The 23,490-nt window shown below is 50.2% G+C and carries 27 protein-coding genes and 1 tRNA gene; all 28 read right to left on the reverse strand.

Features of this window, described 5'->3' with window-relative positions; all coding sequences use genetic code 11:
- Window positions 1–168: 168 nt before the first annotated feature.
- The 28 genes from ACFQNG_RS13520 to ACFQNG_RS13655 all read right to left on the reverse strand — a co-directional run bounded on the left by ACFQNG_RS13520 (window position 169) and on the right by ACFQNG_RS13655 (window position 23,419).
- Window positions 169–636, reverse strand: a complete 468-nt coding sequence (locus tag ACFQNG_RS13520; RefSeq protein ID WP_379865759.1) for a DUF2487 family protein — start codon at window positions 634–636, stop codon at window positions 169–171.
- Window positions 637–701: 65 nt separating this feature from the next.
- Window positions 702–1,247 carry a ReoY family proteolytic degradation factor gene (locus tag ACFQNG_RS13525; RefSeq protein WP_379865760.1) on the reverse strand — a complete coding sequence of 182 codons (546 nt, stop codon included), beginning with the start codon at window positions 1,245–1,247 and terminating at the stop codon, window positions 702–704.
- Between the two features lie 126 nt (window positions 1,248–1,373).
- On the reverse strand, window positions 1,374–2,492 hold the full coding sequence (locus ACFQNG_RS13530; protein ID WP_379865761.1) for a hypothetical protein: 1,119 nt from the start codon (window positions 2,490–2,492) through the stop codon (window positions 1,374–1,376).
- A gap of 63 nt (window positions 2,493–2,555) precedes the next feature.
- The gene (locus ACFQNG_RS13535) at window positions 2,556–3,056 is read right to left on the reverse strand and encodes a hypothetical protein (protein ID WP_379865762.1); all 501 of its coding nucleotides are present in this window, start codon (window positions 3,054–3,056) and stop codon (window positions 2,556–2,558) included.
- 185 nt (window positions 3,057–3,241) lie between these two features.
- Window positions 3,242–4,519 (reverse strand): 3-phosphoshikimate 1-carboxyvinyltransferase, encoded by a 1,278-nt coding sequence (gene aroA, locus ACFQNG_RS13540; RefSeq protein WP_379865764.1) that lies wholly within the window; start codon window positions 4,517–4,519, stop codon window positions 3,242–3,244.
- Between the two features lie 53 nt (window positions 4,520–4,572).
- Window positions 4,573–5,724, reverse strand: coding sequence for a prephenate dehydrogenase (locus ACFQNG_RS13545; RefSeq protein WP_379865765.1), 1,152 nt, complete (start codon window positions 5,722–5,724; stop codon window positions 4,573–4,575).
- Window positions 5,725–5,731: 7 nt separating this feature from the next.
- Window positions 5,732–6,826 carry a histidinol-phosphate transaminase gene (gene hisC / locus ACFQNG_RS13550; protein WP_379865766.1) on the reverse strand — a complete coding sequence of 365 codons (1,095 nt, stop codon included), beginning with the start codon at window positions 6,824–6,826 and terminating at the stop codon, window positions 5,732–5,734.
- A 34-nt stretch (window positions 6,827–6,860) separates the two neighbouring features.
- Window positions 6,861–7,658, reverse strand: a complete 798-nt coding sequence (trpA, locus tag ACFQNG_RS13555; protein ID WP_379865767.1) for a tryptophan synthase subunit alpha — start codon at window positions 7,656–7,658, stop codon at window positions 6,861–6,863.
- A complete protein-coding gene (trpB, locus tag ACFQNG_RS13560; RefSeq protein WP_379865768.1) occupies window positions 7,655–8,863 on the reverse strand; it encodes a tryptophan synthase subunit beta in 1,209 nt (402 codons plus the stop codon). The genes trpA and trpB overlap by 4 nt, the downstream gene beginning before the upstream one ends.
- Window positions 8,814–9,494, reverse strand: a complete 681-nt coding sequence (locus ACFQNG_RS13565; RefSeq protein ID WP_379865769.1) for a phosphoribosylanthranilate isomerase — start codon at window positions 9,492–9,494, stop codon at window positions 8,814–8,816. The genes trpB and ACFQNG_RS13565 overlap by 50 nt, the downstream gene beginning before the upstream one ends.
- Window positions 9,491–10,273, reverse strand: a complete 783-nt coding sequence (gene trpC / locus ACFQNG_RS13570) for an indole-3-glycerol phosphate synthase TrpC (RefSeq protein WP_379865770.1) — start codon at window positions 10,271–10,273, stop codon at window positions 9,491–9,493. Before trpC ends, ACFQNG_RS13565 begins: the two co-directional genes overlap by 4 nt.
- Window positions 10,263–11,291 (reverse strand): anthranilate phosphoribosyltransferase, encoded by a 1,029-nt coding sequence (gene trpD / locus ACFQNG_RS13575; protein ID WP_379865772.1) that lies wholly within the window; start codon window positions 11,289–11,291, stop codon window positions 10,263–10,265. The genes trpC and trpD overlap by 11 nt, the downstream gene beginning before the upstream one ends.
- Window positions 11,288–12,811, reverse strand: coding sequence for an anthranilate synthase component I (trpE, locus tag ACFQNG_RS13580; RefSeq protein ID WP_379865773.1), 1,524 nt, complete (start codon window positions 12,809–12,811; stop codon window positions 11,288–11,290). The genes trpD and trpE overlap by 4 nt, the downstream gene beginning before the upstream one ends.
- 306 nt (window positions 12,812–13,117) lie before the next feature.
- Window positions 13,118–14,209: a 3-dehydroquinate synthase gene (aroB, locus tag ACFQNG_RS13585; protein ID WP_379865774.1), complete on the reverse strand. Its 1,092-nt coding sequence runs from the start codon at window positions 14,207–14,209 to the stop codon at window positions 13,118–13,120.
- A complete protein-coding gene (aroC, locus tag ACFQNG_RS13590) occupies window positions 14,209–15,369 on the reverse strand; it encodes a chorismate synthase (protein ID WP_379865775.1) in 1,161 nt (386 codons plus the stop codon). The genes aroB and aroC overlap by 1 nt, the downstream gene beginning before the upstream one ends.
- A gap of 277 nt (window positions 15,370–15,646) precedes the next feature.
- A complete protein-coding gene (locus ACFQNG_RS13595) occupies window positions 15,647–15,823 on the reverse strand; it encodes a hypothetical protein (protein ID WP_379865776.1) in 177 nt (58 codons plus the stop codon).
- Window positions 15,824–15,952: 129 nt separating this feature from the next.
- Window positions 15,953–16,396: a nucleoside-diphosphate kinase gene (ndk, locus tag ACFQNG_RS13600; RefSeq protein WP_379865777.1), complete on the reverse strand. Its 444-nt coding sequence runs from the start codon at window positions 16,394–16,396 to the stop codon at window positions 15,953–15,955.
- 102 nt (window positions 16,397–16,498) lie between these two features.
- Window positions 16,499–17,470, reverse strand: coding sequence for a polyprenyl synthetase family protein (locus ACFQNG_RS13605; RefSeq protein WP_379865778.1), 972 nt, complete (start codon window positions 17,468–17,470; stop codon window positions 16,499–16,501).
- 14 nt (window positions 17,471–17,484) lie between these two features.
- Entirely contained in the window at window positions 17,485–18,330 is an 846-nt protein-coding gene (locus ACFQNG_RS13610; protein ID WP_379865779.1) for a menaquinone biosynthetic enzyme MqnA/MqnD family protein, read from the reverse strand.
- Window positions 18,327–18,926, reverse strand: a complete 600-nt coding sequence (locus ACFQNG_RS13615; RefSeq protein WP_379865780.1) for a UbiX family flavin prenyltransferase — start codon at window positions 18,924–18,926, stop codon at window positions 18,327–18,329. The genes ACFQNG_RS13610 and ACFQNG_RS13615 overlap by 4 nt, the downstream gene beginning before the upstream one ends.
- A complete protein-coding gene (locus ACFQNG_RS13620; protein WP_379865782.1) occupies window positions 18,923–19,792 on the reverse strand; it encodes a UbiA-like polyprenyltransferase in 870 nt (289 codons plus the stop codon). Before ACFQNG_RS13620 ends, ACFQNG_RS13615 begins: the two co-directional genes overlap by 4 nt.
- A gap of 19 nt (window positions 19,793–19,811) precedes the next feature.
- Window positions 19,812–20,537 carry a demethylmenaquinone methyltransferase gene (locus ACFQNG_RS13625; RefSeq protein WP_379865783.1) on the reverse strand — a complete coding sequence of 242 codons (726 nt, stop codon included), beginning with the start codon at window positions 20,535–20,537 and terminating at the stop codon, window positions 19,812–19,814.
- A gap of 35 nt (window positions 20,538–20,572) precedes the next feature.
- Window positions 20,573–21,292, reverse strand: coding sequence for a heptaprenyl diphosphate synthase component 1 (locus ACFQNG_RS13630; RefSeq protein ID WP_379865784.1), 720 nt, complete (start codon window positions 21,290–21,292; stop codon window positions 20,573–20,575).
- Window positions 21,293–21,389: 97 nt separating this feature from the next.
- Complete coding sequence (locus tag ACFQNG_RS13635; RefSeq protein ID WP_379865786.1) at window positions 21,390–21,878, reverse strand: hypothetical protein; 489 nt, start codon at window positions 21,876–21,878, stop codon at window positions 21,390–21,392.
- Window positions 21,879–21,938: 60 nt separating this feature from the next.
- A complete protein-coding gene (gene mtrB, locus ACFQNG_RS13640; protein ID WP_379865787.1) occupies window positions 21,939–22,160 on the reverse strand; it encodes a trp RNA-binding attenuation protein MtrB in 222 nt (73 codons plus the stop codon).
- Between the two features lie 100 nt (window positions 22,161–22,260).
- Window positions 22,261–22,337, reverse strand: a tRNA-Pro gene (locus tag ACFQNG_RS13645).
- Between the two features lie 68 nt (window positions 22,338–22,405).
- Window positions 22,406–22,969: a GTP cyclohydrolase I FolE gene (gene folE, locus ACFQNG_RS13650; RefSeq protein WP_379865788.1), complete on the reverse strand. Its 564-nt coding sequence runs from the start codon at window positions 22,967–22,969 to the stop codon at window positions 22,406–22,408.
- A gap of 174 nt (window positions 22,970–23,143) precedes the next feature.
- The gene (locus tag ACFQNG_RS13655; protein WP_379865791.1) at window positions 23,144–23,419 is read right to left on the reverse strand and encodes an HU family DNA-binding protein; all 276 of its coding nucleotides are present in this window, start codon (window positions 23,417–23,419) and stop codon (window positions 23,144–23,146) included.
- Window positions 23,420–23,490 lie beyond the last annotated feature (71 nt).

A 23,490-nucleotide genomic window follows, 5' to 3' on the forward strand; every position in this document is an offset into this window, starting at 1 on the left:
CGACCTCCTTCTATACGGCTTAAACCGTCCACTCGGACCGGAATCTGTTTTGCTAGAACACTTACTATCTTTTACTAGGACATAATACATGATAGCGAAAGGTGGGTGGGTAAGTCAAGAAATCGCCATGACTTAACACCGACAAAATCGGGACTTTTTATTAACAATTTATGAATGATTTTGCCACATTTCTAGCACTTTTTGGTAAAGCTGTTCTTTGGTTCGCTCCAGCCCCGCCTCAGGTTCCCTTTCGCTTGATTCAACCGTATGGATCATGATATTTAATCCTGTTTGTTCTGCAAACGCTTCCTGCACTTCTGCCAAGATGGTCGTTTGGGTCCGGTCCGCAAGCATGATGAGATAAGTAAATCCAGAGTTGACCATCTCTTTTATTATTTCATTTATGTATGATTTAAACACCTCTTGATTTTGTCCAATGTATGAAATGCCGGGAAGCAGCAAAAGTCTCCCTGTTAGCTTTTCCTCCAAATCACTCGCCAATTCATCAATGGGTGCGCTCACATCAACATGCAACTCTTTATGCACGAGCTTGACGGGCGCGATGGGCAACAAAAGCGTATCCACATAGGCCGCCACGCTTCGCCATTGTTCCCGGTCGATCCCTTTCAAAATCATGATCGATTCCTTCTTTCCAAAGAAAAATGCCCAGCTTTATGCTGAGCATTATACCCCAATATGATTCAGGACTCCAGTATCTTAATCCATTGTTCGCTGAGCTGTAAAAATGTTTCTTCGTCTCTATCCTTGAGCGCATCATCAATTCGTTTGTACAGTTCTTTGCGCTGAAATTCTTTTACCGCTTTGTCGAGGACGATCTCCGCGAACAGACTGAGCAAATGGTCTTGCACCAAGTCATGTTTTTCCATGGGATTTCCCTCCAATATCGCGGCATATTCGGGACATGCGGCTCGATCTTTAAAGTACAGCCCAATATAAATTTCCTCATGTGGATAGGTGCGGATATCATAAAACGCAGTTTCAACGTCAGTGCCTACGCGTTTGTTTTTGGTAAACCGAAACGGAATCATCTTGCTACATTTCGTCGACATGATCATCGTTTTTGGGAGATGGCGAACATGCTCCACAAAGTGAATGCGGGTTAACAATTGCTCATTTGAAGACAGGAATTCAAGCAACCACGCAGCTTCTTTTTTTTGCAGCTCATAACGATTCAAGAACCAACGAATAAATTCTTTCTTCTCTTGAATAGTAATGCTGCTCTCCATTCTTTCCCCTCACTCGCGAAATTATTAGAATATTTAGTCTATTGCTTGGGTATGTTACACAGAAACATGTTAAAAAAGTTTCCGGTAACAATATGATTCGACTGTTTTCGCCTATTTTCCTGCACGTCAGCCCAATTTCAAAAATTGGTCTTCAATCACTTTTTCTCTAAACGCGGTGATTCCGTGCAACCATTTGGCACCAATCGGAGTTAACGAAAGATAATGCGTGTCACCGTCCACTCCCGCCCGCAAAACCCCTAAATGAACCAACATGCGCGTCACCTTTTCAAACAGGCTTTCCTTTGTCTCATAGTAATACGGGATCAGCCAAGGTTCAATCGCTTGGTAAACCACTTCTGCCATCATCCATCCCGGGTGACACAGAGTCGCAATCCAACGAAGGATGATGGGAAGATGAGGAATGGGCTTGCGGTACAGGCGGATGAAAAACCTTACCATTTTTTTGCCTTCGTCTTCTTGTTTACTTATATTCCCGCTCCATTCAACATTTAAACGCAAATAACCTTCTTGATCTTCAACAAAATATCTATTATAAAACGCATAATCATATAAAAAGGAAAAACGGTCGGGATATTGATGGTACCTCCGGCCAAAACCAAAGCGCGGCTCCTTTGACGCAATCGGCTTTTCTTCGACCGCCATCAATTGGTAGATTTGTTTTTGTTGTTGCTTATAGATGGCACCGTCCACCGTCAGGCGGATCACTTCCTTATTCAGGAAATCGAGAAAGCAATGCAAATCCGCCATCATCTGCCCTTGTTCATCCCGGTAAAATGAAGGTTTCGACATCAATTGGAAATGGGGTTGCAAAAAAGGCTCGACAAATATTTCGCGAATCTGTTTGCTTAAATCGGATGGGAGGTGATAAAGATATTGTGTCCGATGCGAATAGCCCGGAAACAGCCAACCGCGTTTCAAGGCGCTCACGACCAACGACCGGGGTTCTCCTTCTGCCCCGTCCAAGGCCGCCCTGCCTTTGCCCAGCAATTCTTCGAACGTGTAAGCCGGGCTCTGATCAAACACCAACAGTTGCAAAAACCGTTGCTCTGCCCTGGTCAATGAACGGATTTGATCACACAAATGATTTTTTTTGCCGAGCTGTTGCAGCAGCGAGCAGATCAACTCATTTTTTGAGTGCTGATTATGGCTTTGACAGCCATAAAAACGGGTCAATTGTTTTAATTGCTCTATGTCCGTATAGGTCAACCAATCTGCAATCCTCACCGTCTTCCCTTCCTCTCGCTACGTCATTGTTCTTATTTTTGACGAAACGAGACAAAGATAGACTCATATGGAGGAAGAAGGCAAATTTTTTTCGTCTCCCCCTCCATAGTCGCCCAGTCGCTTGGGCTCATTCTCCCGTACATGAAACATACGACCCAGTATGAATAAAGCCAAAAACAAGCAAAACAATTCCGTGGATGTAAACATTTGTTCAGGAAGAAACAACGCCAGCATATCATGCAATAAACCTTGCCAATCCCGGTAAATCTGACTTAACCAAGGGGGAAAGGGAAGGAAAAAAGCAGAGTGCAATAAACCAAATGCGCCGACCATTTGCGACAGGGTGAGCGAATGGACGTACTTGGCCGCGGAGCCCAACCCCATATAGATGAGGCATGTGCCCACCCCCACGATGATGGCCGTCCATTCCCCCATTTTTTCCGATAACAGTGGATCCGGGTACCAAACCGAAATGATCCAGGGAAAGAAGCTGTTTTTCAAGGCGATCAAAATCCCTACAACGAGCAAGATCTCACAGCCCATTCGGCTCATATGCTTGACCATCGACAACCACCTCACCCCACTTTTATGAAAAAAGAGCAAAAAAAAGAACCGCTCGTTGTGAGAGCGGTTTTGCACAGGACGTACAATATTGGATAGGAGTGGAGAGAAACCATACTGTATTTTCAATTATACGGATGAGCAGGGACAAGGTCAATCACTTTTTATAATTTTCTGATTTGAATTGACTACAATTGGGAAATTAGTCTCGCAAACCCGGGGAAGGAAACGTCAATCGCTTCCGCGCCCTCCACCACCACTTCGCCAGAAGCGGCAAACCCGGCGATCGCCATGGCCATACCGATGCGATGGTCCCCATGGCTGTGGCAACTTCCGCCGGTCAGTTGCGTTCCCCCTTCAATAATCATGCCATCTTCCGTTTCTTCGATGATGGCTCCCAATTTTCGCAGTTCCTGTGCAGTGGTCGCAATCCGGTCGGTCTCTTTCACTTTTAACTCTTGCGCATCTTTAATCACCGTTCTGCCGCGCGCCTGTGTAGCCACCACCGCGAGAATAGGGATCTCGTCGATCAGTCGCGGGATCAATTCTCCCTTAATCTCCACTCCCCGCAATTCCTCACAAGCGATCGTCACATTTCCCACCGGTTCATTGCACCAATGATCTGTCACTTCCACTTGCACTTCGGCCCCCATCATGCGGAAAGCATCCAAGATTCCTGTTCGGGTTGGATTGAGGCCCACTTGTTCAACCGTCACTTGACTCCCTGGCACCATCAAGGCCGCCGCCAACACAAAGGCCGCTGAAGAGATATCTCCAGGCACTCTCACCCGGGTTCCTGTCAGCTCTTGTCCCCCTTTGATTTTCACTTCGGCCCCTTGCGTTTCCAGTTCCACCCCAAACGCCGGCAACATGCATTCCGTATGATTCCGTGACTGATAAGGCTCACGCACAATCGTGTACCCTTCCGCATTTAATCCCGCCAACAGCAAACAAGATTTCACTTGCGCGCTGGCAATGGGACTCTCATAGGTTAATCCCTGCAACCGTCCCCCTCGCACCGACAAGGGGGTAAAACGGCCATCTTGCCGTCCGTCAATACGCGCCCCCATCTTCCGCAAGGGCTCCACCACCCGTTTCATGGGCCGTCTGGCAATAGACTCATCGCCAATCAATGTCGAAAAGATCGGAACACCAGACAGAATACCCAGCATCAAGCGAATGGTGGTTCCCGAATTTCCCACGTCCAACGGATAAACCGGTTCGGCCAACCCGGCAAAGCCACGGCCATGCACACGAACGGACGTTTCCGACAGCCGTTCAATTTCTACTCCCAACTGCCCAAAACAGCGGATCGTACTCAAACAATCAGCCCCGGGCAAAAAACCCTCTACCTCCGTTATTCCATTGGCAATAGCACCAAACATGATCGAGCGGTGGGATATCGACTTGTCACCCGGCACGGTAAGGGTAGCGCGAAAAGGTTTGCGCTGAGATGTGCGAATCATGGGTAAAATCTCCCCCTTTTGCATTATTGTTTCCCCATCTGTTTGGAAATGCGTTAGCTCATTAACTTGCTTTTCACTTTCGTTTCACTAGGGTCAGCGCTGTCGTGATCAGTGAACACGGTATATCCCGCCGCTTTCAAGCAAACCACCGCCTGTTGATAATCTTGCTCTTTCTTATAAGTCAATTTCAACACACCCGGCAACTCTTCACGGTTGTTCAGCACTTCGATGTTACTGATGTTCACGTCATTCTCACTGAGAATCGCGGTCACGCGCGCGATCTCCCCCGGCTGGTCGGGAATGTCGAGATAACATTCATACAGCGGCATGAGCAACCCTTTTTCACGGTCGGGCAACTGTCCACGCAATTGTTTCGACCTTGCGAAAAAGGCCTCGATCTGGTTCGCGTCTTGCTTGTATATAGCCGTGCGCATTTTGAGCATCTGCAACATCCAATCGTCGAGCAGTTTGATCAATTCTTCCTGATTGGAGAGAAGAATATCCCGCCACATAATGGGATGGCTGGCGCCAATCCGCGTCAAACTGCGAAAGCCTCCAGCCGCCAACCGATGAAACCATTCATTTTGCTCATTGTAATCCCCAACCATATTGACCAAGCCCGCGGCAATAATATGCGGCAAATGGCTGATGGCCCCCACCACGCGGTCATGATGGATCGGGTTCATGATAATCAATTCCGCTCTCGTCGCCAAATGCAACAAGCGGCTTAACTTTTGCACTGCCAGAAGAGACGTATCGGGATCCGGAGTAAGTACGTAATAGGCGTTTTCAAACAACAGTGAATGGGCCGCTTTGATGCCGGAGCGATGGGATCCCGCCATCGGATGACCACCGATAAAGATGGTGCCTTTTTGCTTCAGCTTTTTGCTGTGAGCGACAATTTCCGATTTGGTGCTCCCCACATCCGTGACAATACAAGCTTCCTTCAACGGTAGCTCAGCCAACCGATCGATCGTCTCTTTAATGGCTCCGACCGGCAACGCGATGATGATGATATCCGCTTCACTCACCGCTTCAGCCAGATCGACCGTGCCTTTGTCGATGGCCCCCAATGCCGCGGCTAACCCTAAGTCTTCACTTGAGCGATCATAACCGATCACTTCTACATCCGTTCGCTCCTTCAACCCTAACGCTATCGATCCTCCAATCAGTCCGATTCCCAATACGGCTATTCGATCTGGCATGCTGCTTTCACTTTCCTTTCTTATGCAAATATGCGTGCAACACTTCTAAGAAACGTTCATTTTGCTCTTTTTTCCCAACCGTCACGCGAATATGCGTGGGAAACCCGAGGTGCAAACCGGAGCGCACTATCACGCCATGCCGTAATAAGTACTCATCAACTTCATCGGCCGGATGCCCGGTATCCACCAAGATAAAATTGCCATGGGCCGGAAAATAAGAGAGTCCCCATTCATCAAACTTCTCCGTCATTTGGCTGATGCCGATGCGGTTTTGGGTGCGGCAGTAGAAAACAAACGTCTCATCCTCCACCGCCGCAATCGCCGCTTTTTGCGCAAGGCGGTTTACGTTAAATGGTTCACGAACACGTTCAAGCTCTGCGACGACATCGGGATGGGCGATCCCATAGCCAATCCGCAAAGCCGCCAATCCATAAATCTTGGAAAACGTGCGCAAAATGATGATTTGCGGGTTGTAATCCAACAATGAAATCGTGTCGGGATAAGCGGAATCCGTCACATATTCATGGTAGGCCTCATCCACAACCACCAGCACATGCGGCGGTACGCGGTCAAGAAAATCGCTCAACGCTTCATGGCTCACAATGGTCCCTGTGGGATTATTGGGATTGCAGACCCATACAAGCCGGGTCTTGTCCGTGATGGCGGCCAACATGCCCTCCAGATCATGCACGCCCTCTTTCAGCGGCACGACGACAGGGACTCCCCCTTCAATGCGCGTCACTGTTTCATAACGGGGGAAAGTCAGATCAGCCATCACAGACTCGTCGCCACGATCAAGGTACGTGCGGGCAATGATCTGCACAATTTCGTCCGAACCGTTGCCAAAAATCAAGCGGCGCGGATCGACCTCCAAATGTTCCGCCAGCTTTTCCCGCAATTCTGGAGCGGCGCCTTCAGGATAATATTGAAATTCTCCTTTGATTCCTTCCAAAGCCTCCCACACTTTCGGTGAGCATCCAAACGGATTCTCATTGGAGGCGAGCTTGATCACATCTTCCAATCCAAACTCCCGCTTCACCTCTTCCAAAGATTTGCCTGGTTTATACAATGGTAAGCCCCTGACCGACACTTTTGGTTGCATTTCCTTGCTCCTCTCATCTCTTTTCCATTTTATCTTACTCCGATTTTAACTGTCTGACAAATTGTCTGAGAGAAGCCAGAGCCTGATCAATCTGCTGTGGATCAAGGAGCGCTTGTTGTGCTTCTTCAATTTTCTTCACCAACGCGCTCCCTACCACGACCGCATCCGCATGCCTGCGAAAATGCCGCACATGTTCACCCGTGGATACCCCAAACCCCACCGCCGTTGGCACAGGGCTAAACGCGCGCGCCGTCGCCAAAAACTCTTCCACATTGTCGGCAAAATACTGACGCATCCCCGTTGTGCCCAAGGAAGAGACACAGTAAACGAATCCGCTCGCATCAGAGACAATGCTTTCGATCCGTTCTTTGGAGGTGGGCGTCACCAATGGGATGACGGGAAAATCGCATTGTTTGCCAACCGCCCGTAACGGGGCGCTTTCTTCATACGGCAGGTCGGGCACGATGATTCCCGCAAATCCGCTTGCTTGCGCTTCTTCCACTAAGGCTTCCAATCCGTAATGGAGGACGGGATTGAAATACGTAAAGAGAATCAATGGCGTGTGATAACCTTCTTCGCGCAATTCTTTGCCCAACCGCAATACATCTTGGAGAGAAATGTTGTGTGCCAATGCCCGTTCGGATGCCGCTTGGATCACGGGACCATCTGCCATCGGATCAGAAAAAGGCACACCGAGCTCAATGGCCGCCGCCCCTTCTTCTTGTAACAAATATAGGATCTTTTTCGATGCCTCCAAACTAGGGTCTCCCGCCGTGATAAAAGGAATGAAATATTGCCCCTCTTGCCGCAGTCTCACTTCTAGCTTCGTCATCCTTGCTCCACCTCCAACGCTTGACGGATCGACTCCACATCTTTATCTCCGCGTCCGGACAAACAGATCAAGACGATTTCATCCTTGTGACGCTTTTCGGCCAGCTTGATTCCTTCCGCTATGGCATGGGCCGATTCCAACGCCGGCAAAATCCCTTCCGTGCGGCAGAGAAGTTGAACCGCGTCAATCGCTTCCTTGTCCGTTGCCGCAGTATAACGCACACGTCCGCTCTCCTTGAGAAAAGCATGTTCAGGCCCCACACCGGGATAATCCAATCCGGCTGAAATGGAATGGGCCGGCAACACGCGACCTTCCTGATCCTGCAGGAAATAGCTGTACATGCCGTGCAGCACTCCTGGGCGCCCTTTGGTCAGCGGAGCGGCATGATACTCAGTGTCAACCCCTTTTCCGGCCGCTTCCACCCCATGCAACCTTACTCCCTGATCTTCAAGGAACGCGGCAAACATCCCGATGGCATTGCTGCCGCCACCCACACACGCCACGACATCCTCCGGCAATTTCCCCTCACGCGCCACAATTTGTTGTTTTGCCTCATCACTGATGACGCGTTGGAAGAATTTTACCATCGGCGGATAGGGATGAGGCCCCACGGCAGACCCCAACAGATAAAAAGTCCGGTCCACTTCTGCCACCCAACGGCGCAACGCTTCATTGGTCGCGTCTTTGAGCGTGCGGGTGCCGGATGTGACGGGAATCACTTTCGCTCCCAAAAGCTCCATCCGAAACACATTTAATTGTTGGCGGCGCACGTCTTCCTCACCCATGTACACTTCGCATTCCAAACCCAACAGGGCCGCCACGGTCGCAGTCGCTACGCCATGTTGGCCCGCTCCTGTCTCCGCAATCACTTTTCGCTTGCCCATCCGCTTGGCCAACAGAGCTTGCCCCAAGGCGTTGTTGATTTTATGGGCTCCCGTATGGTTCAAATCTTCCCGCTTCAGATAGATTTTGGCTCCACCCACCTTCTCGCTCAAGCGAGCAGCCAACGTCAAGGCGGTAGGGCGCCCCGAATAGTGCATGAGCAGCGCCTTGTATTCCGCGATGAAACCCTCATCTCGCACCGCTTCGGCAAATCCTTGCTCAAGCTCTTCCAGCGCCATCATGGTCGTTTCCGGCACAAAACGTCCCCCGAATTCACCGTATCTCCATGAGACCCGCCGTTCCTCCACCCGATCTTTCATCATCACACTCCCTCACCCTTTCCACAAATCTTTTCATCTTTTCCTCGTCTTTGCTCCCGTCCGTTTCTATGCCACTGGAGACGTCGACGCCATCGGGGCCATACGGTTTGATCAAGTTGGCGACATTGTCGGGATGCAAGCCTCCGGCCACCCAAAGAGGAATCTGGAACGCTTGGGCCGCATCCTTCCAGCGGGGTATTTCCGTCCAATCAAAGGTTTCCCCTGTTCCACCCATGGCCGAATCGAGCAAGATTCGATCAATCCAAGGGGCATAGAGCGGCACTTCCGCTTTAAGCACCGCCGTTTGTGACACATGGAACACCTTGCAAAGATCAATCGGCACACGTTCCCGGAGCGCTCTGCAATAAGCTGGGGATTCCTCTCCATGCAGTTGCAAGCCATCAAAAGAAAATCGGCTCTGCAACTCCGTGATCTCACTCACCGAAGCATCTTTCAGCACGGCCACTTTTTTAATGCCCGGTGGAACAGCGGACAGCATTTCCGCCAAACGATCCAAAGGAATCGTCCGTTTGCGTCCGGGCACCAATATGAACCCCATGGCATCAATGGGAAGAGAGGATGCCTTCCGCACATCCTCCACCGTCCGAAACCCACACAGCTTGATCCGCGTCATGGGGACTTCACTCGCTTCAACTCACGCAAAGCCTGCGCCGGATCGGCCTGTCGCATTAGGTATTCACCCACCAAGATTCCTTGGACTCCCGCATCTGCCATCCGCTTCGCATCCGTCGGTGAATGAATCCCGCTTTCCCCGATCACCGGAAGTTCGCTCGGCAACTTGGGGCGCACCCGCTCCGTTACCGCCAAATTGGTGGCAAATGTCTCCAGATTGCGGTTGTTGATGCCGATCACATCCGCCCCGCAAGCCAAGGAGGCTTCTATTTCCGTTTCATCATGGATTTCAACCAATACTTCCATACCCAATCGATGGGCCGTTTCACTCAACAGGATCAGGCGCTTTTCGTCGAGCGCGGCCACAATCAGCAAGATGGCGTCGGCGCCAATCAATTTGCTCTCCAACACCTGAATCGGGTCAATGATAAAATCTTTGCGCAGAACGGGCAGGGACACCTGATTCTTTACTTTGCTCAAGTTTTCATTGGAACCTTTAAAGAAAGAGACATCCGTTAAAACAGAGATCGCATTGGCGCCACCTGCTTCATATGCCGACGCGAACGAGATCGGATCCACTTCTTCGCGAATGATTCCTTTCGATGGAGAGGCGGGCTTAATCTCTGCGATGACCGCCAATCCCCGCTCGCGCTTTATGCTCTCGGCCAAAGATATCCCTTTGAGCATCCGCGCCGCCTGATCCCATTTCTCATCCGTAACCGATTGAACCAATCGGGCCAATTCATGCTGTTTCTGAGTTAGAATGTTATCAAGAAACATGTGCAACCTCCTGTGATAAGCGGATCACTTCATCTAATTTGCGCATGGCGGCACCCGAGGCGATGACGCGCAGCGCTTCTTTGACTCCATCGGCCAACGATGCCGCTTTGCCCGCCAAGTAGATGACCGCGCCCGCATTCAGTGCGACAATGTCGCGGGCGCCGCCCTCAATCCGGCCATCAAAAATCCCTTGAATCAGTGTCGCATTCTTCTCTGGCGTACCGCCCGCGATCTCTTCATTTGCCACTCTTGGCAAACCGATCGCTTCCGGTGTGACTTCATACGTCTCCACCCGTCCGTCCCGCAGTTCACTCACTTGCGTCTCCGCCGTATTGGTCAGTTCATCCAAGCCATCTCGCCCCGCCACGACCATCGCCCGCCTGATTCCCAACCGCATGAGCACATGGGCGACAGGTTCTGTCAACGCGGCATCGTACACCCCGACCAATTGCACCTTGACCCCAGCCGGGTTGCAAAGAGGTCCCAAAAGATTGAAAAAGGTGCGAAATCCCAATTCCTTACGCGTCGGCATCACATGCTTCATCGCCGGATGATAAAGTTGCGCAAATAAAAACGCCAACCCCGTTTGATTCAATAAACGTTCCGCCTCATTGGGTTTGAGGCCGATATGCACACCCAACGCCTCCAACACATCCGCGCTGCCACTCTTGCCGGAGGCTGCCCGGTTTCCGTGTTTTACGACCGGGATGCCACTTGCCGCTACAACAAAGGCGGTGGCCGTCGAGATGTTAAATGTTTTTCCGCCATCTCCGCCCGTGCCGCAGGTGTCCACCGCATCGGCAAAAGCCGTCGACACAGGCACAGCCTGCGCGCGCATCCCTTGGGCAAATCCAAGGAGTTCGTCAATGGTTTCCCCTTTCATGCGAAGTGAGGTCAGCAAACTGGCGATTTGGACCGGCGTCGCACTTCCCCCCATCATGCATTCCATCGCTTGTTTTGCTTCTTCCGCTGTCAAATGCCGCCCCTCGACCACTTTTTTAACCAAAGCCGCAATCATTTCAATCCCTCCACATATTCCGTCTCTTTGGCTAACTTAAGCGCGGTCAACATTCCCTTGGCTTTATGCGATGTTTCCATGAACTCACGATAAGGATCCGAATCGGCCACAATCCCCGCTCCCGCTTGCACCGTTGCGATCTGATCTTGAAAGTGGATCGTTCGGATGGCGATGCATGAATCGAGATTGCCGGTAAAACTCAAATATAGGATCGCTCCGCCATACACGCCACGCGGCGCCGGTTCGAACTCACGGATGATCTCCATCGCCCTGATTTTTGGGGCGCCCGATAACGTTCCGGCGGGGAAGCAAGCCTGTAAGGCTTCAAGGGCGTGCACCCCTTCTTTCAATGTCGCTTCCAAATAGGAAACCAGATGCATCACATGGGAGTATTTCTCCACGACCATCCCTTCACGGACTTGCACCGTCCCATACTCCGCGACCCGCCCCAGATCATTGCGACCCAGGTCAACCAGCATCACATGTTCGGCAATTTCTTTCTCATCCTTCATCAAATTTTCCATCAATTGCCGATCCTCAAGCTCGTGTTTGCCCCGCGGGCGTGTCCCGGCGATTGGACAGATTTCTACCAAGCGATCTGTCACCCGGACAATCCGCTCCGGGGAGGTGCCAACGATCTGCTCTTTTCCGAGGCGCAAATAGTACATATAAGGTGAGGGATTGAGCACGCGCAAGATCCGATAGACACGAAACGGATCAGGCGGATGAGGCTGGGTAAATTTGCGGGACAACACCACTTGAAAGATGTCACCTGCCCGAATATGCTCCTTCGCCATCTCCACTAAGCCCATATAACCTTCCTTGTCTATATTGGCCCATTCTTCATATGATTCGGAATCAAGCGTCGTGGCGGACTGAATGGGCATCGACCCCCTTGGTCCCCCTTGCAGCGTCTGGGCGCTCCACTCTTCCAGCTCTCGCACAACCTGTTGATACCGGCCAGATAAAGTAGCCTCTGTTTCTTGATCGCGCAGAAGCAGATGTTGCACAAAGGTAACGGTCAGCTTGAGATGATCAAATATGATCATCCGATCAGCCACCATCAGATGGATATCATAAGCCCGAGAGTCTTCGGGCGGATGGGTGATGGGACGGGAAGGTTCCATAAAACGGACCGATTCATAGCTCACATACCCCACCGCCCCACCGAGAAAAGGGGCATGATGAGCATATTGCGGCGCCTGAAATTGACCGATCCATTCTTGCAAAAATCGTAAAGGATGGGCCGTTTCCACCGTGCGGCTTCCATTTTTGTCTTCGATCGTGAACTGGTTGCCTTTGCTCTTCAAAATGCACATCGGTTTGGCTCCAATCATGGAGTAACGCGCCCACCGCTCGCCCCCTTCCACACTTTCCAACAGAAAGGCGTAAGGATCTTCTTTCACCCGTTCAAACAAACGAATCGGCGTCTCCGTATCGGCAACCACGGTCTTGCAAATGGGAATAAAAGAATATGAAGAGGATAAAGATTGAAATGCTTCATATGCGGGGTAAATCAAGGATACTCCCTCCTTCTCAATCAGGCGAGAAGAGAGAAAAGGATATAGGGGATCGTGATGCAAATAAAAAAGCCAAAGCAAATGAGCTCTGACTGAAGTTGTCTTAATCTTCATCTTCTGGCTCAGCTCATCTATACTATATCCTATTCTCCACTCAACTCAGCTCTCAACTAATAACTAATCAAACCAACTCAATCTTATGTCTCATCTTATTAAAAGACTTTATCGAAGCTTCAACAGAATGTCAACCCATATCCCAAAAAAGAAACGGGCCACCCTGCCTAAGCGGACCGTTTCTTTTGATCGTCAAGCATGTATTTCCTTTAACACCTGAGTGATTTGATCTTCTGCGATCCCACGCACCAACTCAACTTGCCCCAACTGTTTGGCCAACACAAACGCATAATGGCCACCACGCACTTTTTTGTCTTTCTTCATCGCGTCAAGGAGAGCCTGCTGAGGCCAGTCTTCCGTATAGCGGATGGGCAAACGCAAGCGATGGAGAAGTTGTTCCGTCCGGTGCACCAACATTTCCGGAGCCCCCAGCAAGCGAACGCTCAATCTTGCCGCACCCGCCATACCAATGGCGATCGCTTCCCCGTGGGTATACCTTTGATACGCCGACACCGCCTCCAAGGCATGGCCGATCGTGTGTCCATAATTGAGTATGGCCCGGATGCCCAATTCTTTCTCATCTTGGGATACAATCGCAGACTTGATCTCACAGCCGCGATAAATCGCCTCCGTCATCCGTTCGGGGTCCAGAGCGAGCAAAGCCTCGGCGTGCGCCTCCAACCACTCCACAAACGAAACATCCCAGATCAAGGCGTGTTTGGCCACTTCCGCAAGTCCGGAAACCACTTCGCGCGCAGGCAATGACGCCAACACATCAACGTCAAACACCACCATCAACGGTTGATGAAACGCCCCGATAAAGTTTTTGCCCAACGCATGATTAACACCCACTTTTCCACCCACACTGCTGTCATGCGCCAACAAGGTTGTCGGCAATTGGATAAAGGGAATGCCCCGCATATAGGTGGCAGCGACAAACCCGGCCAAATCCCCCACCACACCGCCACCCAAAGCCAGCACCAAACTGCTGCGATCAAGTCCAAACCGCAGACAGTCCCCGATCACCTGTTCAACGACACTCAGCTTTTTGCTCTCTTCGCCAGGGGGAATGACACTTAATCCCACCTGATACCCCGCGGCCTGCAAGGAAGCTTGCATAGGCAGGCCATACAACGGAGCGACATGGCTGTCTGAAATCAGCATCAACATTCGTTCTTTCCCAATCCCGTTTTCTGTCAACAACTGCGGCAATAACTGATGGGTCCCCTGACCGATGCGAATGGGATAGCGATGACCGGCAACATCAACCAGCAAGGTTTTCATCAGAAGTTCAACACCCTTTCGCGATAGCGGGCCAGTTGTTCTTTCAGTTCGCTCAATGTGTCCGCGGGGAATTTTTCCAACAACGCGCGCGCGACTTCCCATGCCACGACGTTTTCCGCCACGACGCAAGCCGCTGGCACAGCACAACTGTCCGAGCGCTCAATGCTTGCGGCAAACGGTTCTTTACTATCGATATCAACACTGAGGAGCGGCTTGTAAAGCGTGGGAATCGGCTTCATCACCCCGCGAACCACAATCGGTTCTCCTGTCGTCATGCCGCCTTCAAAACCGCCCAAACGATTGGTCCGGCGGCTAAATCCCTTTTCCGTCGACCACTCGATTTCATCATGCACTTGCGAACCAAGGCGACTGGCCGCTTCAAAGCCAATCCCAAACTCGACCCCTTTAAAAGCGTTGATGCTGACTACCGCTTGCGCGATGCGGGCATCCAATTTGCGGTCCCAGTGCACATGACTCCCCAAGCCAACCGGCACTCCCTCCACGATCACTTCCACGATGCCTCCAAGGGAGTCCCCTTCTTTTTTCGCTTGATCAATGAGCGACATCATCTGTTGTTCGGCCTCTGGGTCCAAACAACGGACAGGGGACCGCTCCGCACGCTCGAGACGTTCATCCCAAGACAGCTCCACCCGTTTCGCTTCGACGTCGCCAATGCGCAGCACATGTCCGGCGATGCGGATGCCGCATTCCTCCAGGATCAGACGCGCCACAGCCCCCGCCGCCACACGCATCGTGGTTTCACGCGCACTGGAGCGTTCCAATACATCGCGCATGTCGCGGTGATCGTATTTGATCGCTCCATTCAAATCCGCATGTCCCGGGCGCGGACGCGAGATGCGACGCTTTTCGGCTTCTTCAGGCAATGGATCCGTACTCATCACTTTTTGCCAGTGCGTCCAGTCTTTGTTCTCAACCACGAGCGTTACCGGGGCACCCGTCGTCTCGCCAAAGCGGACACCGGACAAAATCTGCACCTGATCTTTCTCAATCTGCATCCGGCGGCCCCGGCCATACCCTTTTTGGCGGCGCGCTAATTGGAAGTCGATTTTCTCTTTGCTGAAAGGCAGATGACTTGGCAGCCCTTCAATGATTAATGTCAGTTGCGGTCCATGCGACTCGCCGGCGGTTAAGTATCTCATCTCTCATCGTCCTCTCCTAATCTAAGCTCACTCCACCATAGTTGGATAAAAATTTGTTAGTAATCATACCATAGTTTTGAAGCGTAAAAAATAAGATTTAACAAAAAATAACCCGATCGCTTCAGAACCGGGTTATTGTAACCGCATACAATCCGATCGTTTGTTATTTTCCATCAATCAAAAAACCGACTTATGGGTTAAGTCGGTTTTCCATTTCGTTTTTCTCTTCAATCTTTCTTTTTCTCCGGTTCCTAACCGTTAGCGTGGTAGCCTTGTCTCACTTGGTTCCTGTGCTGCTTTGAACCGCGTATTCCCAACTCGGGAAATAATAAAGAGCACTTAGCATCAAGTCGGGGTGAGCTTGCTTCACTTTCTTTTTGCCCAGCGGTTGACCATTTTCTTCCATCTGCCTGATTTTGGCGGTCACCTCTTGCACACTGAGTGGGATTTCCATCCTGACTCCCCCTTTACCGAAGTTATTATCAGTCTAGACAGAACCGGTTGAAAATAAACCGCCATTCTGTCTGTGATCTCGCAGTTTTAAAAGAAAAAGAGTACGGTTTGAGCCGTACTCTTTTGGCGATTAAATCCAGCGATTGATCGTTTTTTCGTATTCGCTTACATCTTCTTGGTTAAACCACAGCGCGATTTCACGTTCCGCGCTCGTCGGAGAATCGGAACCGTGCACGATGTTCATGGAGACATTCACGCCGAAATCACCACGAATGGTTCCTGGCAGAGCATCAGCCGGATTGGTTTTGCCCATCATTTGACGCGCAGTGGCGATCACGTTATTTCCTTGCCACACCATTGCAAAAACAGGACCGGAAGTAATAAATTCAACCAGTTCCCCAAAGAAGGGCTTTTCTTTATGTTCAGCATAGTGCTCTTCAGCCAATTCACGGGAAACGGTCATCAATTTTGCTCCGACTAACTGAAAACCTTTCTTCTCAAAACGAGAGACAATTTCACCAATTAATCCGCGTTGCACGCCATCCGGTTTAACCATGATAAACGTTTTCTCCATACCCGTAGCTCCTCCACTTTTGCTATGTATCAAGAACACCCGATGCGGTGCCATGAAAAATTGTAACAGGAATGGTATGTAAACGCAACCATTCCCTGTTTTTCAATAAGAGCGGCGCAGGATGAATTCGGCAATCAGCTTGAGGGATTCCCGTTCAGGTGTGGCGGGCAACTTTTTCAAACAAGCAAAGGCTTTATCCATATACCTGCGGGTCAAATCCATGGTATATTCAATTCCGCCGCTTTTTCGGATCATCTCAAGGATTTCGCTTAGCGAACCCGACTCTCCCTTTGAACGCAAGTAAGCGAGAATCGATCGTTTGCATTCCTCAGACCCCTGATGCAGCGCATAAATCACCGGCAGAGTCACATTGCCCTGCTGCAAGTCACTTCCGGCGGGTTTGCCCAATGTTTTCTCATCCCCCACAAAATCAAGCACATCATCCGTCAATTGAAAAGCCATGCCCACATAATAGCCATAAGCGGTTAAGGCGCGTTCCCATGCGGGCTTGACACCGCTGACAAGAGCGCCGAGTTGGCAACTGACCGCCATGAGCAGAGCCGTTTTTCGCTTGATGCGGCGCAAGTACTTTTTCAAGCTTTGCTGTTCACTGAACAAGTCCTGGATTTGCGCAATTTCTCCCAGACACATCCGCATAAGGGCCGTTGCCAACGTTTCCTGCAGGTGATGATTCGGTAAGTCGGTCAATTCCTTAAGCGCGCGGGCAAGAATATAATCCCCGGTATACATGGCAATCCGGTTATCCCATTCTTCTTTGACCGTTTTGCGTCCCCGCCGCGTCGCCGCATTATCAATCACATCATCATGCACCAATGTCGCCATATGGATCAATTCCAAGGAAACCGCCACTTTTTGCAGGCGCTTCAATTCATATGAACCAAAAGATCCCGCCAATAGCACGAAAACTGGACGCATCCGTTTCCCCCCCGCTTCCAACAGGTGGGTGGAGGTCATTTGCAACGTTTCATGGTCCGTTTGAATGGAACGGGCCAACTCACGCTCAATCTGTTCTAAGTCTTTTTTTTTCTCTTCATATATTTTCTGTAGATTCATCCACTTCACCCTAATCAGCGCATGCCAAGACTTGCAGGTAAATCTAACATGCGGATTTCTACATTGGCTGGCAACAGTCCCAAGTCTGTGGCATAACGGAAATAGGTTTCCAAGCCCCGCTTTTCCCTCTCGCCAAAATCATAAGAAAGGCCATCGTAATATTTTTGCCAGAAGGCCGGATCGCCTCCCAATTGACGCATCGCTTCTTCAATCGCCGGCCTCATGTTTTTCCGCCCTTCCGCTTTGGCCCGCATGAAGCGATGGTAGAGTTCCTCCAATTCGCTCTTGCGCGATTCGGCAATCTTGCGCCTTACCGCCCATACAGCAAACGTCATGCTCCGTCCCGTTTGCTTCATCCATTCTTCACCCAAATCGTACAACCGGTACCCCGGATGATTCCACTTGCCCATTACCGCGTCGTCACCAATCAGCAAAGCCGCATCCGCAACGCTCATCATTTCTTCTAAGGAAGGGGGCATGGTCACATAAGTCGGTTTCACCCCTGCAAACTTCTCCAGGATGATTTGGAGAAGGGCGACGGAAGAGGCCGAAGTATTGGTTAACGCAATGGTTTTTCCGTCCAGCTCGTGCAACTGGCAACCTTTGGTGAACAGAAAAATAGAGCCAACCGGGCCCATCGCACTAATCGATAAATCGGGCATCAGCACATAATCTTCAGCGTGTTCGGCATAGGCAAAAGCGGAAATCGGCCCCATATCGATCTTCCCCAGCGCCATATTGCGGTTAAGCAGGGTTGGCACCTGACGGACCCACTCCACATTAAGCCCTCGATCGTCCAAGTAATGATATATCGGCAAGATGTTGGTAAATGCGATTTTTCCGATTCGGATCGGTTTCATCGTCCACCCTCCCAACGTTGGTATAACTGATGTTCAATTGCCAGCAAATCGAGTGCTTTTCCAGCCACAAACCGCACCATCTCCTCAATGGAGGTCGGTTGGTGATAAAACGCGGGCATCGCTGGCACGATGGAGGCCCCAGAGCGGGACAATTTCAACATGTTTTCCAAATGGATGGCAGAGAGTGGCGTTTCCCGCGGAACGATAATGAGCGGCTTGTTTTCCTTCAGCATGACATCCGCCGCCCGCTCCAGCAAATTAGACGACAGGCCATGAGCCAATTTGGCCAGCGACGCCATGGAACATGGGGCGACGATCATGCCGTCCGTCTGGAAGGAGCCGGATGCAATCGTCGCGCCAATATCCTTGACGGGATGATAAATGAGGGTGCCCGGCAGATGCCCATAGCGCTTGGTGAAACAATGCTCCCGCTCATGCACTTCCCATCCGTGCTCTTCCATCAATACGCGCCATCCCGCTTCTGAGACAACGAGATGCACATCATGTCCTTGCCTTAAACATTCCTCCAAAATGCATAAACCATACGGGGCGCCACTCGCCCCGGTCATCCCCAAAATCAAGCGTTTGTGACTCATAACAACACATCCAATATGGTAAATACGAAAATCAAGACACTCAACACACCATTCATGGTGAAAAAGGCTGTATTTAAGCGGGATAAATCATTTGGTTTCACAATCGCATGCTCATAAATCAATATGGCGATGGCAATCGCTACCCCGATCGCATACCACAGGCCGAGCGTGGTCATAAAAATCAGCGCAATCAAGCCTATCGCCGTCCCCACGTGCATCAGCCCGGAAATCCATAACGCCGCCGTGATGCCAAAACGGGACGGGATCGAGAACAAACGCTCATTTTGATCAAACTCAACGTCTTGACAAGCATAAATGACATCAAAACCGCCAATCCATAATGCCACGGTCAAATAAAGGACGATCGATGTCAGGTCGATTTGCGCAGTCGTTGCCACCCAACCGCCCATCGCCCCCAGAGCGCTTGACAAGCCACAGAAAAAGTGACATGTCCAGGTAAAACGTTTGGTATAAGAATAAAACATAAGGAAAAACACCGCGAGGGGCAGGCATTTGACAGCCAGCATATTCAATTGGAACGCCGCCACAAACAACAATGCGAAGGAAACAACGACAAACCCCCATACAAACGGGACGGTAACCAAACCTGCTGGAATGGCCCGATTTTTGGTGCGGGGGTTTTTAGCGTCGATATGTCGGTCAATCAAACGGTTTAAGGCCATTGCGGCACTGCGCGCACCCACCATCGCCAAGGTGATCCAACCGATTTCCGCCCAGCTGGGGAGATGCCCACGCACTTCCAGGCTACCTAGTACAGCCCCCATATAAGCAAATGGCAGGGCAAAAATGGTGTGCTCAAACTTGATCATCTCCAACACGACTTTTAATTTCTGTACCAAGTTCATCCTACCATCTTCCTTCATTTCATCTATCATCCGCTGATTTACGCCCGATGTGCAGTGCCGTGATTCCGCCAGTCAGCGGATACACCTCCACATCGATCAAACCCACTTCTTCCCTCATGATTCGAGCCAATTCCATGTAATCCGGAAAATGGATCAGGGATTCCGGCAACCAGCGATATTGTTCATATCGATTGGCAAAAAGTTTGCCTAACCATGGTAAAATTCGTTCAAAATAAAGAAAGTACACCGCGCGAAACGGTGGCCACGTCGGTTTGGACAACTCCAACGAAACGATTTGCCCGCCTGGCTTGACGACCCGTTTCATCTCCTTTAACACTTGCACCAGATCAGGCACATTGCGAAGAGCGAAACCAATCGTCGCGTGATCAAAGCTATGATCGGGAAACGGCAGTTGCATCGCATTTCCCTCAACCAGTTCGACCCGCTGCTCCAATCCTTTTTCGGACAATTTCGCCTGCGCGACCTGCAGCATATTGGCGCTGAAGTCGAGCCCCACCACTCGACCCGTATGCGAAGCTTCAGCGAGCGCGATCGCCCAATCTCCTGTGCCGCAACATACATCGATGGCCGTATCGCCCGGTTTGACTGCCATCTTTTTCATGGTGAACTTGCGCCAACGCTTGTGCTGATAGAAGCTTAGCAAAGTATTCATGCGATCATAATCTTTGGCGATGCTTTCAAATACCTGCAGGACAAATGTCGCTTTATCCGTTTTTTCTTTCATCCTCTTGTCCACTCCCTTTCACCGCTCAGCTGGCTTTAAGTGAAAGGCATTGCCTCACTTATCAGGATATTGAGCTCATTTTGGATGGGTGGGTCCGCCAGTTCTGCACTCGCCTTATTGAGGCGCTCTGAGGTGTTTTTGATCCACTCCACCTCTGCTTCCGTTTCGAACGAGTCCCATCCGCATTTGACATCATAGAGCACCATCAGATCCATCACGATGTTACGCCATACCGTCGGCTTTTCCAGATCCACATGAAAAAAATCGGCTAGCGCTGCCAGAAGTCCACCCGATATCTCTCGCAACATCTCCCATTCTTCCACCTTTGAAGCAAAAGTGCCTTGTGCCATGTGATAGGTCATTTTCTTTTCGTTCATGCGGCTGACCGCTTGAGAAAGGTAAGAAATGCCTTTCATCTCCTGATGCTTGGCCAGTTGTTGATAAAATACACTGCTAAAATAATCTCCCGTAAGAACATATAATTGCTGTTTACGATGCTCATCAGGATCTGTTTGCGACTGAATGGAAACGGTCTCATGCATCACTTGTCCCATATCGAGCAGCGTGACCGCAACCGTATATAAACGTGCCCGTTCTTCAGGCACATGCAGCGATTTAAGCATTAACCGCAAAACACGCACAAAAAAAACAGGGATCGTGGGTCTCCCAATCATTTGTTTCACATACGAATGTGTGGTTAAACCATCAATCGTATTTAAAATCCATTTTAGTTCATCATTATGTATGGACGACATGCAAACGTTCCCCCAAAAACCACAAAGTTCAGGCACTGCGAATAGTATACCATACTTTTTATTAGGATAGGCATGCTTCCATTGTTTTCCCTATTCTCTAATTCATTGGCGAAAACGTGGTGATTGTGGCCAATTTTTTTAATCTCTCCCATGCCCGGATATCATGTCCATCCCCCAAGTTGGCCTTTTCCACGCGTGATCGCTCCGCCTCCAGCAATGCCGCTGTTCGGTCTTGAAAATGAACGAGCACCTGAAGCTGATTCACATTGTTCGTCTCGCTGAACACCTGGATAATCAAATGAATCATAGCTTGATGGCCTTGTTCCGAGTTCGCCAGGGAAGCCAACTCGATAAACAGGGTATCCCTATAAAGGTCCGCTCGTTTGAGTTCGGTTTGCACTGCGGATTGATCAAGAAAATGGGCGAGTGACTTCTCGGTGAGCGGTTCTCGGGCCACATGATGAAAAACAGCGACATCCTCTGTTGGTTCCCCTGTGCTCCAAAGCGTGGGAACGAGTGAGATCGTCGCTGCTAACATGGCTGAACACACTGAGACGGCCAACATCCGCACAGCTAATGCTTTCACGCTTCATCCTCCTTTAACTCCCCTTGTCACCATTTTACAAAGGGAGGAGAAGAAACATGCTTATTCGCTTTCCGTGTCAACCGTGCCAAACGGTGTGATAATCGTGGCTTTGCCGCGCACTTTTATGGCCGAGGTATGTTCGGTAAACTGCGCGATCATGACTTCACCTTTGTCCAATTTCTCAGAATGGTGAAATCGGGTGTCTTTTCCACGTGTCAGACCAATGACGTTGACACCGTTTTCTTTTGCTTTAATCAAAACATAATCAACCGATCCCTGCACTCCTAACCCCTCCCTTTTCTGTTATTTTTTTATATTTTAACATGGAAGTCCCCGCTTAATGCAATGAAAAAGACCCTTCCATGAGGAAGGGTCTTTGATTTGGTCGGGCTAGCCAGATTTGAACTGACGACCTCTTGCGCCCCATGCAAGCGCGCTACCAAGCTGCGCCATAGCCCGATAACTATGCAATTGCGCATCGGCAATTATGAGTATATAACGCGCTCGCAAATGTGTCAAGGTTTTTTTTATTTTAATCCGATTAAGCTGAGGGCCTCCGCTCTGGCAGCTGAATCCTCGGCAAACACACCACGCACCGCCGATGTAATCGTCTTGGAACCCGGTTTTTTCACGCCTCGCATGGTCATGCACATATGCTCCGCCTCCACAACAACGATCACCCCATGGGGATCCAAGGTCTCCACAATGGAGTCAGCCACCGTCGCCGTAATCCGCTCTTGCAACTGAGGGCGTCTGGTCACCGCATCAACCGCACGCGCCAATTTGCTTAACCCGGTGACACGGCCTCCGCGCGGAATGTACCCGACATGGGCTTTGCCGAAAAAAGGTACCAAATGATGCTCACAGGTGGAGAAGAATGGGATATCTTTCACAAGCACAAGCTCTTCATGATCTTCTCCAAATACCACCGAAAAATGTTCCTTGGGATCCTGATTCAAACCGGAAAAGATTTCGGCATACATGCGTGCCACACGAGCGGGTGTATCTAACAAACCTTCGCGGTTTGGGTCTTCGCCAATCGCTTCCAAAATCATGCGCACAGCTTCTTCTATTTTGCGATGATCAACCATTCCTTGTTCCTCCATCCACTAGCTTCACTTTGTTTATATTCTTAACAACTATAAACATGCTATTGTAACATTATACCACAATTACCGAATGGATAAGCGTAAAAGAAAAAGGCCTCAGTGGAGGCCTTTTTAGCAGGTCTTTCCTATGTAAAACAATGTGATAAAGAATCCTGCTTACTTGTTTACTTCTTCTTTCAATTGCTTACCAGGTTTGAAAACTGGTGCTTTCGTTGCAGGAATATCAATTTCTTCACCAGTTTGTGGGTTACGACCTTTGCGGGCAGCACGCTCACGCACTTCGAAGTTTCCAAAGCCGATAAGTTGCACTTTGTCACCCGTGCGCAGGGCTTCGGTGATCGCTTCGAATACAGCTTCCACAGATTTTGCCGCGTCTTTTTTGGTCATTTGAGTAGCTTCGGCTACTTTATTGATTAGTTCGGTTTTATTCATAACCGCACCTCCTAAAACATCCACAACTATCGCTTTTTAAGCGATCCGCGAAAGAGGATTCTTTGCGCGGG

This window comes from Laceyella putida, from assembly GCF_042665195.1.
GTDB classification, from domain to species: Bacteria; Bacillota; Bacilli; order Thermoactinomycetales; family Thermoactinomycetaceae; genus Laceyella; species Laceyella putida.

Bases quoted from the DNA above. Each gene is read 5' to 3' on its own strand.
- ACFQNG_RS13655 (WP_379865791.1), bottom strand. From the start codon at position 23,419: ATGAATAAAACCGAACTAATCAATAAAGTAGCCGAAGCTACTCAAATG.
- aroB (WP_379865774.1), bottom strand. From the start codon at position 14,209: ATGAAAACCTTGCTGGTTGATGTTGCCGGTCATCGCTATCCCATTCGC.
- trpD (WP_379865772.1), bottom strand. From the start codon at position 11,291: ATGATTGCGGCTTTGGTTAAAAAAGTGGTCGAGGGGCGGCATTTGACA.
- trpC (WP_379865770.1), bottom strand. From the start codon at position 10,273: ATGTTTCTTGATAACATTCTAACTCAGAAACAGCATGAATTGGCCCGA.
- ACFQNG_RS13630 (WP_379865784.1), bottom strand. From the start codon at position 21,292: ATGTCGTCCATACATAATGATGAACTAAAATGGATTTTAAATACGATT.
- aroC (WP_379865775.1), bottom strand. From the start codon at position 15,369: ATGAGATACTTAACCGCCGGCGAGTCGCATGGACCGCAACTGACATTA.
- ACFQNG_RS13565 (WP_379865769.1), bottom strand. From the start codon at position 9,494: ATGACGCGGATCAAGCTGTGTGGGTTTCGGACGGTGGAGGATGTGCGG.
- ACFQNG_RS13610 (WP_379865779.1), bottom strand. From the start codon at position 18,330: ATGAAACCGATCCGAATCGGAAAAATCGCATTTACCAACATCTTGCCG.
- ACFQNG_RS13520 (WP_379865759.1), bottom strand. From the start codon at position 636: ATGATTTTGAAAGGGATCGACCGGGAACAATGGCGAAGCGTGGCGGCC.
- folE (WP_379865788.1), bottom strand. From the start codon at position 22,969: ATGGTTGATCATCGCAAAATAGAAGAAGCTGTGCGCATGATTTTGGAA.
- ACFQNG_RS13535 (WP_379865762.1), bottom strand. From the start codon at position 3,056: ATGGTCAAGCATATGAGCCGAATGGGCTGTGAGATCTTGCTCGTTGTA.
- ACFQNG_RS13615 (WP_379865780.1), bottom strand. From the start codon at position 18,926: ATGAGTCACAAACGCTTGATTTTGGGGATGACCGGGGCGAGTGGCGCC.
- aroA (WP_379865764.1), bottom strand. From the start codon at position 4,519: ATGATTCGCACATCTCAGCGCAAACCTTTTCGCGCTACCCTTACCGTG.
- trpA (WP_379865767.1), bottom strand. From the start codon at position 7,658: ATGACGAAGCTAGAAGTGAGACTGCGGCAAGAGGGGCAATATTTCATT.
- ACFQNG_RS13525 (WP_379865760.1), bottom strand. From the start codon at position 1,247: ATGGAGAGCAGCATTACTATTCAAGAGAAGAAAGAATTTATTCGTTGG.
- ACFQNG_RS13605 (WP_379865778.1), bottom strand. From the start codon at position 17,470: ATGAATCTACAGAAAATATATGAAGAGAAAAAAAAAGACTTAGAACAG.
- trpB (WP_379865768.1), bottom strand. From the start codon at position 8,863: ATGATGAAAGATCGGGTGGAGGAACGGCGGGTCTCATGGAGATACGGT.
- hisC (WP_379865766.1), bottom strand. From the start codon at position 6,826: ATGCAACCAAAAGTGTCGGTCAGGGGCTTACCATTGTATAAACCAGGC.
- ACFQNG_RS13595 (WP_379865776.1), bottom strand. From the start codon at position 15,823: ATGGAAATCCCACTCAGTGTGCAAGAGGTGACCGCCAAAATCAGGCAG.
- ACFQNG_RS13625 (WP_379865783.1), bottom strand. From the start codon at position 20,537: ATGAAAGAAAAAACGGATAAAGCGACATTTGTCCTGCAGGTATTTGAA.
- ACFQNG_RS13620 (WP_379865782.1), bottom strand. From the start codon at position 19,792: ATGAACTTGGTACAGAAATTAAAAGTCGTGTTGGAGATGATCAAGTTT.
- ndk (WP_379865777.1), bottom strand. From the start codon at position 16,396: ATGGAGAAAACGTTTATCATGGTTAAACCGGATGGCGTGCAACGCGGA.
- ACFQNG_RS13545 (WP_379865765.1), bottom strand. From the start codon at position 5,724: ATGCCAGATCGAATAGCCGTATTGGGAATCGGACTGATTGGAGGATCG.